14 protein-coding genes are annotated in these 14694 nt (G+C 47.7%); 2 read left to right on the top strand and 12 right to left on the bottom strand.

Annotation, left to right across the window (positions count from 1 at the left end; genetic code table 11):
* The 7 genes from rpoZ to AC58QC_RS09845 all read right to left on the bottom strand — a co-directional run bounded on the left by rpoZ (position 1) and on the right by AC58QC_RS09845 (position 7788).
* Positions 1-228, bottom strand: coding sequence for a DNA-directed RNA polymerase subunit omega (gene rpoZ, locus AC58QC_RS09875; protein WP_497414992.1), 228 nt, complete (start codon positions 226-228; stop codon positions 1-3).
* Positions 229-867: a guanylate kinase gene (gene gmk / locus AC58QC_RS09870; RefSeq protein WP_497414991.1), complete on the bottom strand. Its 639-nt coding sequence runs from the start codon at positions 865-867 to the stop codon at positions 229-231.
* Complete coding sequence (gene remA, locus AC58QC_RS09865) at positions 857-1117, bottom strand: extracellular matrix/biofilm regulator RemA (protein ID WP_009672664.1); 261 nt, start codon at positions 1115-1117, stop codon at positions 857-859. The genes gmk and remA overlap by 11 nt, the downstream gene beginning before the upstream one ends.
* Positions 1118-1151: 34 nt before the next feature.
* Positions 1152-2036, bottom strand: a complete 885-nt coding sequence (locus AC58QC_RS09860; RefSeq protein WP_497414990.1) for a YicC/YloC family endoribonuclease — start codon at positions 2034-2036, stop codon at positions 1152-1154.
* A gap of 29 nt (positions 2037-2065) precedes the next feature.
* On the bottom strand, positions 2066-3940 hold the full coding sequence (locus AC58QC_RS09855) for a bifunctional homocysteine S-methyltransferase/methylenetetrahydrofolate reductase (RefSeq protein ID WP_497414989.1): 1875 nt from the start codon (positions 3938-3940) through the stop codon (positions 2066-2068).
* A gap of 49 nt (positions 3941-3989) precedes the next feature.
* Positions 3990-4820 carry a diaminopimelate epimerase gene (gene dapF / locus AC58QC_RS09850; protein ID WP_497414988.1) on the bottom strand — a complete coding sequence of 277 codons (831 nt, stop codon included), beginning with the start codon at positions 4818-4820 and terminating at the stop codon, positions 3990-3992.
* 163 nt (positions 4821-4983) lie between these two features.
* Positions 4984-7788, bottom strand: a complete 2805-nt coding sequence (locus AC58QC_RS09845) for a calcium-translocating P-type ATPase, SERCA-type (protein ID WP_497414987.1) — start codon at positions 7786-7788, stop codon at positions 4984-4986.
* 227 nt (positions 7789-8015) lie between these two features.
* Between AC58QC_RS09845 and AC58QC_RS09840 the strand changes: the two genes are divergently transcribed.
* Positions 8016-9779, top strand: coding sequence for an Rqc2 family fibronectin-binding protein (locus AC58QC_RS09840; protein WP_497414986.1), 1764 nt, complete (start codon positions 8016-8018; stop codon positions 9777-9779).
* Between the two features lie 60 nt (positions 9780-9839).
* Here the strand turns inward: AC58QC_RS09840 and galU are convergent, their stop codons facing one another.
* The 5 genes from galU to AC58QC_RS09815 all read right to left on the bottom strand — a co-directional run bounded on the left by galU (position 9840) and on the right by AC58QC_RS09815 (position 13636).
* Complete coding sequence (gene galU, locus AC58QC_RS09835) at positions 9840-10721, bottom strand: UTP--glucose-1-phosphate uridylyltransferase GalU (RefSeq protein WP_497414985.1); 882 nt, start codon at positions 10719-10721, stop codon at positions 9840-9842.
* Positions 10718-11563: a PHP domain-containing protein gene (locus tag AC58QC_RS09830; protein WP_497414984.1), complete on the bottom strand. Its 846-nt coding sequence runs from the start codon at positions 11561-11563 to the stop codon at positions 10718-10720. The genes galU and AC58QC_RS09830 overlap by 4 nt, the downstream gene beginning before the upstream one ends.
* An 83-nt stretch (positions 11564-11646) precedes the next feature.
* Positions 11647-12558 carry a selenium metabolism-associated LysR family transcriptional regulator gene (locus tag AC58QC_RS09825; protein WP_497414983.1) on the bottom strand — a complete coding sequence of 304 codons (912 nt, stop codon included), beginning with the start codon at positions 12556-12558 and terminating at the stop codon, positions 11647-11649.
* A gap of 109 nt (positions 12559-12667) precedes the next feature.
* The gene (locus tag AC58QC_RS09820; RefSeq protein ID WP_497414982.1) at positions 12668-13105 is read right to left on the bottom strand and encodes a hypothetical protein; all 438 of its coding nucleotides are present in this window, start codon (positions 13103-13105) and stop codon (positions 12668-12670) included.
* A 267-nt stretch (positions 13106-13372) separates the two neighbouring features.
* Positions 13373-13636, bottom strand: coding sequence for a YlbG family protein (locus AC58QC_RS09815; RefSeq protein ID WP_056612401.1), 264 nt, complete (start codon positions 13634-13636; stop codon positions 13373-13375).
* A 47-nt stretch (positions 13637-13683) separates the two neighbouring features.
* Between AC58QC_RS09815 and AC58QC_RS09810 the strand changes: the two genes are divergently transcribed.
* Positions 13684-14688, top strand: a complete 1005-nt coding sequence (locus AC58QC_RS09810) for an asparaginase (RefSeq protein WP_497414981.1) — start codon at positions 13684-13686, stop codon at positions 14686-14688.
* Positions 14689-14694: the final 6 nt, after the last annotated feature.

The raw sequence follows: 14694 nt of genomic DNA, 5'->3' as shown, positions 1-14694 counted from the left end.
TTATTTCTTCGAATATTTCTCGCTCTCGTTTGTGTTGATTTTCTCATAACCGATGTAATTACCGTATAGTTCTTCTAACGCAACACCAACATGTTTATGGGCCTTCTGGCCTTTCAAATCGGATTTTGCACCATCACGCAGGGATCTAGCTCTTTTGGACGCTGCAACAACCAGAGAGTACTTGCTGTCCACGATATCAAGCAGTTTATCAATTGAAGGGTATAACATTCAATTCACCTCATCCATCCATTGTACGATTTTTGGAAACATACGATCTTTTCTGCAATGCTCAGCCGCTAGAATCGCTTGTATTTTCGCGCATGCGGTATCTACATGATCATTCACGATCGCATAATCATAGTGCTCCATCAAACGAATTTCATCGATGGCCACTGACATGCGGCTGCGAATGACTTCATCCGTTTCCGTGCCACGTGTAACAATACGATTCTCAAGTTCATCTAGAGATGGCGGCAGTAAGAAAATAAATACACCTTCGTCAAACTTTTGTTTGACCTGCAGTGCACCTTGAACCTCAATCTCTAAGATCACATCATGGCCTGAACGTAGAGTCTCCTCTACGAAACGTCTTGGTGTGCCATAGAAGTTGCCCACGTATTCAGCCCATTCCAGCACTTCATCCGTTTCAATCAAATGCTGAAACTGCTCACGCGTTTTGAAAAAATAATTAACGCCGTCTACTTCACCTTGTCTTGGAGAACGCGTTGTTGCTGATACCGAATAGACAATATCTGGAGCAACCTTGCGCAGTGCCGCACAAACCGTGCCTTTGCCGACACCAGACGGACCGGATAAAACAATCAGAATACCTCTCTCACGCTCAAGAGTGTTCGTATTACTCGTCATGATCATCGTCCTTATTCGAAAGTCTATGCGCTACCGTCTCTGGTTGTACTGCCGACAAGATCACATGATCGCTGTCTGTGATAATAACGGCACGGGTTCTTCTACCATATGTAGCGTCAATCAGCATGTGACGATCACGCGCTTCTTGAATGATTCTCTTGATCGGAGCCGATTCTGGACTCACGATCGAGATAATGCGGTTCGCCGATACGATGTTGCCGAACCCGATATTGATTAATTTGATAGCCATCTAGGACTTCCTCCTCGCGAAGCACATGCAAGCTTCACTCGATATTCTGTATTTGTTCCCGCATTTTCTCAAGCTCTGCTTTCATCGCAATCACTCTCGCCGTAGGCTCGGAATGATTCGACTTGGATCCGATCGTGTTCACTTCCCGATTCATTTCTTGAATCAAGAAATCCAACTTTCGGCCAACAGGCTCTTTGTCTGAAAGCAATGCCTCACATTGCCCAAAATGACTCTTCAAACGAGTCAATTCTTCATCCACATTGGAACGATCTGCGAATAGAGCAATTTCAGTCGCTAATCGCTGCTCATCCACAGGAATCCCATCCAACACAAGGGATTGGATACGAATCGTCATCTTCGCCGCGTACTCCTGAACAACTTGAGGAGCCAGCGCTTCCAACTCGATATGCATTCGCTTCATCTCGGTTAACCGTTCACGAATATCCTGCTCCAAGAATTCCCCTTCGCGGCGTCTCATCGCGGTTAACTGAACGACAGCCTCCTGTAAACAGGCGCATAGCTCCTGTTCAATCTCGTCGTCAGGCTCTTGACGAACATCTTTCATTTGAATCAGCTCAGGAAGTCGCAATAAATCTTTGAGCTCAACCTGACCCGCGATCCCATACCGCTGCTTCAACTGCTGAGCTGCTTCCAGATAAGCATCTGCCATAGCAAAATTAACCGTTACGTTCTTCGGGGAAGCCGCTTCACGTTCTGCCGTGATAAAGACATCTACACGTCCTCGCTTCACAGCTTGCAATACCGTTTTCTTCAAAGCGTCTTCGAAAGCCGCCCATTCCTTAGGCAAACGTATCGACACTTCACTATACCTATGATTGACCGATTTCACATCGATAAACACGTTGTATCCCGCAAAAGAACGATTCGCTTGTCCGAACCCGGTCATACTGCAAATCATTCTAATCACATCCATTATTCTATTTTAATTCATTTTGAAAGTGGGTACAAGTGGAAATCATGCCTTTTCGACTTTTCCCACACATAATTAGTCAGATCTACGCACATTTCATATGCCAGGAAGGGGGTCATCAGATAGATCCCATTAAAGTATTGCATCGCGGTATCCAGCAATTCCTTGGCAATTTCAACACCCATTGCACGGCCTTCTGGACCTTTCAATCCATCCATCCGCGCCCTCACTTCATCCGACAAGCGAATGCCGGGAACCTCATTGTGCAGGTATTCGGCATTACCACCGCTAGCCAGCGGGGCGATCCCTATGAAAATAGGAATTTGCAAATGCTTAGTAGCTTCATAAATCTGTTCAATCAGCTTGGCATCGTACACAGGCTGCGTCATGATATAATCCGCACCAGCCTCGATTTTGCGCTCCAAACGCTGAACGGCTTTATCTAAATGCTTAACATTCGGATTGAATGCTGCACCTACAACGAAATTAGCCTTCTGCTTCAAGGGTTTACCGGAGAAGGCGATGCCTTCGTTGAGTTGTTTAATCATCCGAATAATTTCAAATGAGGTGAGATCGTACACGGAGCTGGACCCCGGCAGATCGCCAAACTTGGCGGGATCACCGGTCACGGCCAGCACGTGGTCTATCCCCAGCGCGTGCAAGCCCATAAGATGGGACTGCGTCCCGATCATGTTGCGGTCACGACACGCGATGTGAATGAGCGGACGCGCGCCCAAACGCTCCTGCACGAGGTAGCCGAGGGCAAGGTTGCTCATGCGCGTCACTGCAAGGGAATTGTCAGCCATCGTAATGGCGTCGACATGAGCCTCCTGCAGGGCCTTCGACCCCTGCATGAACTTCTCGATGTCGAGATCCTTCGGTGGATCCAACTCGACAATGACGGTTTTGCGCTGCTTCACGATGTCCAGCAGCGAAGGAATGCCCGCTGGCGGCGCAGGCTTCGCCGGTGCGGGCTCGACCACGATCACGGCGGCCTCCGCAGGGGCAGCGCCTGGCGCAGCAGGCACGTAGCCCTGCAGCGCCTTCGCTACAGCGGCGATATGCTCCGGCGTCGTACCGCAGCAACCGCCGATGATGCGCGCGCCAAGATCTGCAAAGCGCAGCGCACTTTCAGCGAAGTACTGAGGCGTCGCCGCATACGTATAGTGCCCGTCTACGTAGTCGGGCAACCCCGCGTTCGGAAACGCCGAGAACGGGATGCCAGGAATCGGCGCGATTTTCTCCATCGAACGCAGAATTCCGTTCGGGCCGACGCGGCAGTTAAAGCCGATCACATCAGCGCCTTCATCACGCAGTCGCAGGAACGCTTCTTGCAGCGGAACACCGTCTTGCGTGCTGCCCGTGCCTTCATTGGCGAATTGGCAAATCACTGGAAGCTGGCTCATACTACGAATAATGCGCAAAGCAAGTTGAAGCTCTTCCAAATCATAGAAGGTTTCAAGCAGCAACCCGTCCACAGGTGAGTCTAACAAGACACTGATTTGTTCCCGAAGCGACTCTTCCACATCGGATGTTCGTACATTTTTACGCTTACCAGCACGAATGGAGCCAATTGCACCTACAACATACGCGTCGTCGCCAACGACTTTCCGAGCCAGCTCTACACCCGCACGATTAATGGCTTCAACGTCGCCTTCCAGACCGTACTTCGACAGCTTCTCCCGATTCGCCGAAAACGTATTCGTTTCAATAAGACGAGCACCTGCCTCGTAATAACGGCGGTGCACGTCAGCGACCGTTTCTGGTCTAAGCAAATTCAATTCTTCATAAGAAATGCCGACAGGAAATCCCATCTGATATAAGTATGTCCCCATAGCGCCGTCACCGGTCAAAATTTCCCGCTGCAGCGCTGCACGAAGATCCAATTTCATGCATCATTTCCCCTATCTACCCGACTTATCGTATACAATATATATATTCTTATAGTTTGCCTGTAAACACTTCTTCCGCTGGTCCCGTCATATACACGTGATTATCCTCTTCCAGCCACTCGATGAACAAATCTCCACCTTTGAGTGAAACGGTCGCTTCACGATCGGATAAACCATTAAGTACAGAGGAGACTAGCGTAGCGCAAGCACCAGTTCCGCACGCAAGCGTCGGGCCAGCGCCTCGCTCCCAAACCCGCATGTCCGTATAAGCGCGGTCGCGAACGGTTGCGAATTCGACATTTATTTTACGGGGAAACATAGGATGCGCTTCAAGCTTAGGCCCCCACGTGGCGAGGTCAAAATTCACAGCATCCTCTACATAAATGACACAATGCGGGTTCCCCATGGAAACTGCTGTAAAACGAAACGTTCTGCCATCTACCTCAATCGGATAATCGATCACCTCGTTGGCATCAACCGTTGTTGGCACCTGAAGTCCTTGCAAAATGGGCGCTCCCATATCCACACGAGCGGTCACAACTTTACCGTCTTGCACGTTAACTTGCACCTTCTGTACACCAGCACCAATGGTTTCAATGGTAATTTCTGTGGCATCGATCAGCTTATGATCGTACACATATTTGGAAACACAGCGGATTGCATTGCCGCATTGCTCGGCCTCAGATCCATCCGAGTTGATAATGCGCATTTGAAAATCAGCCTTCTCTGAAGGAAGAATAAAGACAACACCGTCGGCACCAATACTAAAAAATCGATTGCACAGCTGAATTGCCAGCTGATCAGCCCCGGCAGGAAGCTCTTTCTCACTGGCTACGACGATAAAATCATTGCCGAGTCCGTGCATTTTCGTAAAATTCATGTCAAGCACCCCTATGTGCGGTTTAGCCATTATCATAGCGTAAAATCCTCAATATGCATAGCCCTACGCCCCCGCAGTACGTCATAGTCTCCAAATCGCCATATCTTGCTTGCCGGCAAAAAGACAAAGAAAAAGCCGCCTCCGGCAGCTCTTTCCACGTCCCTTATCTAAAGCTAGGTTTGGACGATTTATTATACACGGAGGCGCTTGAACCTCTTGATCCTTTGGTGCGTTTTGGCGACAAGACGCTGCCGAGTCCCATTAAGAAGGTTGGAATACCAGCAGCAATGAGAACGAGAATCCAGTCCTTCCAGCCGAGCGGTACAGTTTTGAAGATCGGTTGAAGGGCTTCTACATACATAACTCCGAGCATCAGAATCAGCGATGACAAAACAGCCAGAACTAAGTACTTATTTTGCAAAGGATTCCGGTGGAAAATCGAACGTGAACTGCGACAATCGAATACATGGATGAGCTGGGCCATAACCAAGGTCGCAAACGCGACACTTTGTGCTTTCAATAACGTCTCCGCATCTGAAGGATTCACGCGTAAAATGAGCCAGAAGGCACCCAATGTACACACCCCGATGAGCATACCGCGTGAAATAATTTTCCAACCTAATCGTCTAGCAAAAATACTTTCCTTCGCCGAACGCGGCTTATGCTGCATCAAGTCTTTCTCGGCCTGATCGACACCAAGTGCCATAGCTGGCAGACCATCTGTCACCAAATTCACCCATAAAATCTGAATAGGCACGAGCGGAAGCGGAAGTCCCGCCATCATGGCGATAAACATCGTCATAATCTCGCCAACGTTAGACGCAAGCAGGTAGCGAATGAACTTACGGATATTTTCATAAATACTGCGCCCCTCTTCAATCGCCGCAACGATCGTCGAGAAATTATCATCACTAAGAATTAAAGAAGATGCCTCTTTGGATACATCGGTTCCCGTAATCCCCATGGCAATCCCGATATCAGCCGCCTTAATCGCTGGCGCATCGTTGACACCATCACCCGTCATCGCAACAACGTGTCCATTGCGTTGCAACGATTTCACAATACGCAGCTTATGCTCAGGGGATACCCTTGCATAGACGTAAGTATCATTGACTTTGGCATCGAGTTCATCATCGGAGAACTGTCCGATCTGCTGACCGCTCATGCTGACGCCATTGGGTGGAATCATGCCAAGCTGCTTCGCAATCGCTTCTGCTGTCGTTTGGTGATCCCCTGTGATCATAACGGTCTTGATGCCAGCTTTACGACATTTGGAAATCGCTTCACGCACTTCTTTGCGCGGAGGATCGATCATACCCGTTAAACCTACAAAGACCAACCCATTTTCAACATCCTCATAGTCATCATACCGATCGCTAACTTTAAGTTCTTTATACGCAATTCCCAACACACGAAGCGCCGATTTGGCCATACCTTCATTCGCTGAGATCACCTTTTGTTTCAGAGTTGAGGTGAATGGAATGACTTTACCATCCCACAAAATGTAACTGCAATGCTGCAGCAATACATCTGGCGCCCCTTTCGTACAAGCCATGCGGCCATTCTCAGAGGACACCAGTACAGACATCCTTTTACGCTCCGAGTCGAAGGGGAACTCGGCGATCCTTTTATATTTTTCACTCAGCGAATCTTGCGTAATTCCACTCTTGGCACTAAGAACAACTAAAGCTCCTTCTGTTGGATCCCCTTTAATATTCCAAATTGAGGCAGGTCCCTCTGTGCCGTCTTTGCCTTTCTTTCTCTTCGCTTCTTGTTTTTCTTCAATTAACGTTGCGTTGTTACACAGAGCTGACACATGGAGCAGCTTTGTAAGAGATGGATGCTTATGCACGTCTGTATGTTGGCCGCTTAGAAGAATATTGCCAACCGGCGCATAGCCATCCCCCGTTACCTCAAGTACATCACCGCCAACCCACAAATGGGTCACCGTCATTTTGTTCTGCGTCAGTGTTCCTGTTTTATCTGAGCATATGACGGATGCACACCCTAATGTCTCAACCGAAGGCAGCTTTCTAACAATCGCTTTCCGTTTAATCATCCGTTGTACGCCGAGAGCTAGTGCGATCGTTACAATCGCTGGGAGCCCTTCTGGGATAGCAGCAACGGCTAAGCTGACACCTGCCAAGAACATTGCATACGGTGGTTGTCCATGCATAATACCTGCTACAACAACAAGAATTGTCAACGCAATGGCAACGATAATTAAAATTTTACCTAACTGCTCCAACCGGTGCTGCAGCGGTGTTTCCATGGATTCTGTATTTTGAATCAGATCCGCGATTTTACCCATCTCCGTGCTCATCCCGATCCGAACGACAACCGCCTTTGCTGTGCCACGAGAAACCATCGTGCCCATGAAGCCCAAGTTGCGCTGATCACCAAGCGGTACTTCCTCGTGTGGGATAGGAGCAGTTATTTTACTTACGGCAACTGACTCCCCGGTTAGAGCAGACTCCTCGATATAAACGCCATTCGTTTCCAGAAACCGAACATCCGCTGGGACTCTGTCGCCGCTTTCCAGAAAGACAATATCACCTGGAACCAAATCACGAGCAGGAATTTGATGAACGGCTCCTTCTCTCCAAACATTTGCATTAGGCGCAGACAGCTCTTTCAGTGCACGAAGTGAACGTTCCGCTCGAAATTCTTGGGTAAAGCCCAAAATCCCATTCATCACAATAATGACGACAATGGTAATCGCATCTAAATATTCACCTAGTAAGCCGGATATCAGAGTCGCCCCCAATAGGACCAGCACCATGAAATCTTTAAATTGATTCAACAGCAATGTGATTGGCGATACACGCTGCCCCTCTGAGAGCTCGTTTCGCCCTACCTCAGCCTGACGTTTCCAAGCTTCTTCCCAGGGCAATCCTTGCTGCATATTCACCTGCTGTAACTGCAAGACATCCTCCGAGTTCAACTGGTACCACTTATTCTGACTCATCCGCCCTTCTCCCTCCTACATCCACTTGATCTTGTCTCACACTTATACGTATTTGTATTCAGACAAGCAGGAAAATATCCCTGAAATCATCTTTCCTGCCCAGAGCCCCTTAAGTTTTTGTGAAAAGTATGGCATCATAGAGATTAGCAAAGCTGTCAGCTATGGAACTGGTTGCAAGATCAAGACGCAAATGGCAGCTAGCCCCAAAGAATGGAGTTGTATGCATCATGGCTTTAGACGGACTCGTCCTTCATGCAATTGTTCACGAGCTTCAAATGTATGTCGGAGGCCGAATTAATAAAATTCATCAACCGAGCGAAAATGATATTGTGCTGCAGATTCGTACCCAAAGACAGAACGTGAAGCTGCTGCTTTCCGCTAACCCTACCTATCCTCGGGTTCAAACGACAGAACAAGTTACCATGAATCCCATGGATGCTCCTATGTTCTGTATGCTGCTTCGCAAGTATTGCGAGAGCGGTGTCATAGAAGCTGTGGAACAAATCGGCATGGAACGGGTGATTCGCTTCCAAATTCGTCATCGTGACGAATTAGGCGATGTCTCCCTCAAGCATATTATTGTGGAAATTATGGGACGTCACAGCAATATCATTCTTCTCGACCCTGAAACTGAAACAATTCTGGATGGCATTCATCATGTCACGCCAGCGATTAGCTCCTATCGTGTCGTCATGCCAGGAAGCAAATATGTGACACCGCCCGAGCAGGATAAGCAAAACCCGCTAGAGGTCGATGCTGACGCATTCATGCGAGCGCTAGAGAGCACGACTTCGTCGGATGTCGATTCCGAAACTGTAAATCAGATCAAACCCGAACAACAATTGGTTACTGCATTCAGCGGACTTAGTCCACTGATCGCCAAGGAAATTGTGTATCGCAGCATGCAGGGAAAAACTGCAGTCGATCCATCAGCGCTTTGGCAAGCGTTCAGTGAAGTAATGACCGCCATACGCGAGGATCGCTATGAACCGGTTATTGTGGAGCAAGAAACGACCGGTAAGCTATTCTTCGCGATGACGCCACTTACGCATATCATCGGCACATCGAAGTCTTATCCTACGCCGAGCGCGTGCTTGGAACAGTTCTATGGCGACAAAGCTGAAAGAGATACGGTCAAACAACGTGTATCCGATTTATTAAAATTTTTACAAAATGAAGTAAATAAAAATGTAAAAAAGCTGGAAAAACTCCAGGATACTGTCGAAGACTCCAAGGACGCAGATAAATTTCGCATTCTTGGAGAGTTGCTGACGGCTTCCCTGCATACGATTAAAAAGGGAGACAAGGAAGTCCAAGCCATCAATTACTACGATGAAGATCAGGCGATGATCACGATCAACTTGGACCCGCTGCTCGGCCCTGCGGAAAACGCACAGCGCTATTTTAAAAAATACAGCAAATTAAAAAACAGCACAGTGATCGTCGAGGAGCAAATTGCCCAAACGCATCAAGAAATCACCTACCTGACGACCTTGCTTCAGCAGTTGAGCGTGGCCTCCCTGCCAGATATCGAAGAGATTCGCGACGAGCTTATGGAGCAAGGCTATGTGCGTGACCGCAACAAGAAGCAGCGCAAGAAAAAGAAAAAAGATAAGCCTGCACTAGCCTGTTACGAGTCCACTGAGGGCGTCCCAATCTATGTTGGGAAAAATAATACGCAAAACGAATATCTAACGAACCGGCTTGCATCTTCCATGGATACCTGGCTGCACACGAAGGATATCCCTGGCTCCCATGTCGTCATACGCGGTGAATATAGTGACACGACCTTGCTTGAAGCCGCACAGCTAGCCGCTTATTTCAGTCAAGCCAAGAATTCGAGTCAAGTCCCTGTTGATTACACGACAATCAAGCATGTTCATAAGCCGAACGGCTCGAAGCCCGGATTTGTGATTTATGTGAATCAGAAGACACTTTATGTGACGCCAGAAGAGGACGAGATTAAACAATTGAAAGTGACCATCAAATGAACATGCAAAAAAACCTATCGGGATCCTAGATCTCGATAGGTTTTTTATCATATAAATAGGCTACTGCTTGTCCCATTGCTTAATTAATGAAAGTAAATAGGCCTTTACTTGGTCTTGCAAGTCTGGACGCTGTAAAGCCAACTCAATCGTGGCTTCAATATAACCCATCTTGTCCCCCACATCATACCGCTTCGCCTGCATCAGGTAAGCTGCCATCTGCTGTTCCTTATTCAGGACGCGCAAAGCGTCCGTTAATTGAATCTCACCGCCGCGCCCAGGCTCTTGACGCTCTAAAATACGGAAAATTTCAGGCATGATAATATAACGCCCGATAACAGCAAGATTCGATGGCGCCTGATCTCGATCTGGTTTCTCTACCAAATCCTCAATCAGTCGATAATTATCGCAGCTTGCCGCTGGAGAGATAATACCGTACTTGCTGACATCGGCCCAAGGTACCTCTTGTACCGCAATAACCGAGGTTTCCGTTTGCTCATAAATATCCATCATCTGCTTAAGTCCCGGAGGAGAAGATTGGAGAATGTCATCGCCAAGCAGAACAGCGAAAGGCTCATCCCCTATAAATTTGCGCGCGCAGAGAATGGCGTGACCTAGACCCAGCGGCTGCTTCTGACGTATGTAATGAACATCTGCCAAATTAGAAACGGACTTCACAATCTCAAGGAGCTGCTTGCTCCCTTTTTCCTCAAGCATCATCTCCAGCTCAACGGATTTGTCGAAATGATCCTCGATCGCCCGCTTGTTACGTCCCGTAACAATGATGATATCTTCAATCCCCGACTCAATCGCTTCTTCCACAATATACTGAATAGCCGGTTTATCAACGATGGGCAGCATTTCCTTCGGCTGCGCTTTAGTCGCGGGCAAGAAACGAGTGCCTAGTCCCGCTGCGGGGATAATGGCTTTACGAATTTTCTTCATGAATGTTCCTCCTTCACAGACTGTAAATGCGCAAGTACATCCATTCCGATGCGTTTCGAACCAATAGCTGCATGGAAAGCAACGCCATCTCGGACACCATGGAAATCAGAGCCTGCCGTCATCTGTAGACCTTTGCGATTAGCAAGCAGCCTGTATCTCTCTTCGTCTTCTGGCGAATGGTCGGCATGATACACTTCAATGCCATCTAGTCCTTGTGAGGTAATGGCCTCAACCAGCGTGTCATCGTGATAAATGCCAGGATGCGCAAGAACTGCACTGCCTCCAGCATCATGAATCCAAGTAATCGCCGTTACAGGCTCAATCCGAGGTGGATTGGCGTACGCGGCCGCTCCTGTTGCCAAATAGCGATCGAAAGCTTCCGTGATCGTGCTCACATAGCCCTTATTTAAGAGCACTGCAGCAATGTGAGGTCGCCCTACTGTATCCCCTTTTCGCTTCACATTCGCTACTTCTTTGAGGACTTCCTCTATCGTAATTTCGATGCCTAGCTCCTGTAACCGCGCAATGATCATCTCGTTGCGGGTATCCCTAGTTTCACGCAAAGACGCCAAGCGCTGTAAAAATTGTTCATCCTCTATATTGATGAAATAGCCAAGAATGTGGATGTCTTGTCCATTCGCGACCGTTGAAATTTCAACCCCAGGTACGACCATGATGCCTAGCTCTGTACCCGCTTCAAGTGCTTCAGCTACCCCGGAAATGGTATCGTGATCCGTGATCGCAATAGCCCCCAAGCCAGCGTCCAAAGCCATCTGTACGTTTGCTCTTGGCGATTGCGTCCCGTCTGAGGCCGTTGTATGTGAATGCAAATCTGCTTCCATTCGATCCCCCCTAGTTGCTTCCAATTATCGTAGACGAACCTCATTGAGCGTATTGTTCACTGAGCAGTCCATCTCATCCCTTCTCATAGAAAACGGCTTAAATCCTCTTGTCTCAAGAAAGTCATAAAGCTAACTGCCGAAATTGGCAGCAAGGTCGAGTTTAAGTAAATCGCATAAAAGCTGCGCTCAAACACGATATTCTCGATTTCCTTTACTTTAAAAAGACCCAACGTTACCTCATGCTTCACAGACGATTGAGAAAGAATTGAAATACCTAGCCCCGCTTCAACAGCTGATTTAATGGCCCCTGTGCTTCCAAGCTCCATCACGATCTTCATCGTGGAACAATCCATGTTGCAGCGAGCGAATTCTTCCTCCATGACCCTCCTAGTACCAGAACCTTGCTCACGCAGCACAAAAGGGTACTTCAATAGTTCCTCCAATTTAACAACTTCAACATCCGCAAGTGGATGATCCGTTGGTACAATCAGACGAAGCTCATCGCTGAGAATCGGTTCGGTGTGAACATCCGGATGATGAATCGGCGCTTCAACTAGACCGAAATTGAGTTGATGACTGAGCACCTCGTCCAAAATCTGAGCGGTGTTCATCACCTTCATCGATACGGAAATATTGGGGTAATCCTTGCTGAATGGGCCCAAGAGGCGAGGTAAGATATACTCCCCCATTGTTAAGCTGGCCCCTAGCTGAAGCCGACCTTCAATCATCATCGTAAATTTCGACATTGCGACATCGGTGTCACGAATGAGTTCAATGCTATTCTTAGCAAAAGGCAGCAGCGCTCTTCCAGCCTCGGACAATTCAATCTTCTTCGTGCTGCGATGAAAGAGCTTCACACCAAAGTAATCCTCAAGCGACTGTACCTGCATCGTCACAGCAGGTTGTGTCATATGTAAAGCACCGGCCGCGTGTGAGAAACTGCCTTTTTCCGCAACGGTATAGAAAATGTGGAGTTGATGAAAATTAAGTGCCATAGTATACCGCCTCTCTATGCTTCCATTATATGAAATCGAACCCGCGCAGTCCATCAATACGCCAAAAAAGAGTATGTCTGCCCCAGACATACTCTGATCAATTGAACGATTAGCGACGCTTGCGACTATTCTTAATCAATGTCATACGACGAGAATGCCTCAACCAGGAATAGTACGACTTTAAATCGCGCAGCTCCATAGTCTCTGACATTTTACCGAGAAAGGTAACTATAATCATTTTGTGCAGAGGATTGCCTACAAGATCTGTCTCATGCTCTAAATGTGAAAATTCAGCCACAACTACCAAATCATCGTCAATGAGATAGACATCTTCCTCGTTCCGGTAGTAAGGGACCATGCTATCATTTTTAAGCTTCTCCCAAAGGAAAGCGCAAATTTCCTCGAGTGAATTGTTACTGCTTGAAATACGATCGCTCCATCTCAGCTTTGCATGATTCGTGATCACGATATCCGCCACTTTCTTATCACCTAGCTGTACGAAGAATGGCTCGTAAGTACTCCATCTCCCCATAACTTTATCTTTCATGATCACATCCCCTTTCCTATTTAAATGGGACCTAATACCTACTCCCTGATGTTCTGTAAGTTATATTTTACTGTATTATAACTTTTTTTCCCATGGAAGAATATATAAAATTATTAATAAGTATTTATGAAGACAAAAAACTATGCCTAATTTTCGGAAAATTGAGAAAACTTCTATCAATGCTGTTCAATAAATAGCAACAACAGTCTAATGTGGACAAAAAACAAAAAAAAGCTTCTCGCGAAGCTTTCATTTTGCACTACAGCCTCAAAGCGTGTAAAATCTAGTTTTGTCAGGCACGTCACTACTATATTCCGTTTTAATTTCATTACGGTAGGATTTCTCTACCTTTTTGACGTAAGGCAGCTTAAGTAGGCTGCGTGTCGTCTCTTCCAATTTACTGGCGTGTATATAAAGAACTGCATAATTCATTTTCTTGGATATGTAATGAAGGGAACCGAACCGCTCCAAATTTCTGGCGGCTTTGATATCGTTTACCCAAATGATTAATCCGCTACGCTCAATCATCATGATTGCAACCTCTTTTCAATAATCCTAGTATGGAGTGATCTCACAACATGAAGCCATCAGAAATAATTGTCCGCGTATCTCGTGGAAACATTACTGAAAGTATACATCGCGTCCACCTTGCTGTCGTGGACACCCAAGGAACGCTCCTGCACAGTGCAGGCGATCCGCACCTGCTTACCTTCGCCCGTTCGACGGCGAAGTTGATTCAAGCATTGCCGGTCATTGAATCCGGCGCCGCTGATCATTTCGGCCTGTCAGAAGCCGAAATTGCCTTATGCTGCGCTTCCCACAATGGGGAAGCTGAGCATGTGAGCACGGCCCGCGGCATGCTGGGCAAGCTTGGGTATCATGCCAAGCACCTGCAATGCGGTGCTCACGAACCATTCCATGCGCCAACCGCACAGGCGATGCGCGAACGCGGGGAGTCCCCCTCAACCTTGCACAACAATTGCTCGGGCAAACATTCGGGTATGCTATCCCTAAGCAGCCATCTAGGGGCTTCACCTGATACCTACATGAGCCCAGATCATCCTGTTCAACAGTTGATGTTGGATGCCGTAAGCGCTATGTCAGATGTACCTAAGGAACAGATGGAGCTCGGTATCGACGGCTGTGGCGTTCCTGTTTTCGGAATGCCTATCGACCGCCTCGCACTGGCTTTTGCCCGTTTGGGGAACCCTAAGGGGCTATCTGCAGAGCGTGCAAACGCTTGCCAGATAATTGTCGATGCTGTGCGAAAATATCCTCAATTCCTCGCAGGAAGCGATCGCTTCGATACGCGATTAATCGAGGTAACAAAGGGTCGAATCGTAGGTAAAATGGGCGCTGAAGGAATCTTCGCCATATCTATACCAGAACAAGCCATCGGCTTCGTTTTAAAAGTAGAAGACGGCAATCTTCGTGCCTTGTATCCCGCGGTAACGGAAGCATTGATGCAGCTAGGCTATCTCACGGAAGATGAGGTCCGCGAGCTTGCAGCTTTCCATACGCCTGTCGTTCAGAACTGGCAAGGAACCGAGGTCGGACGTATCCGCCCCGATTTCTGCCTTTAGGTCAAC

It is taken from the genome of Paenibacillus sp. J22P51, assembly GCF_059692215.1.
The sequence above is the reverse complement of the archived record's forward strand: the minus strand, read 5'-3'. Positions and strand labels throughout refer to the sequence as shown.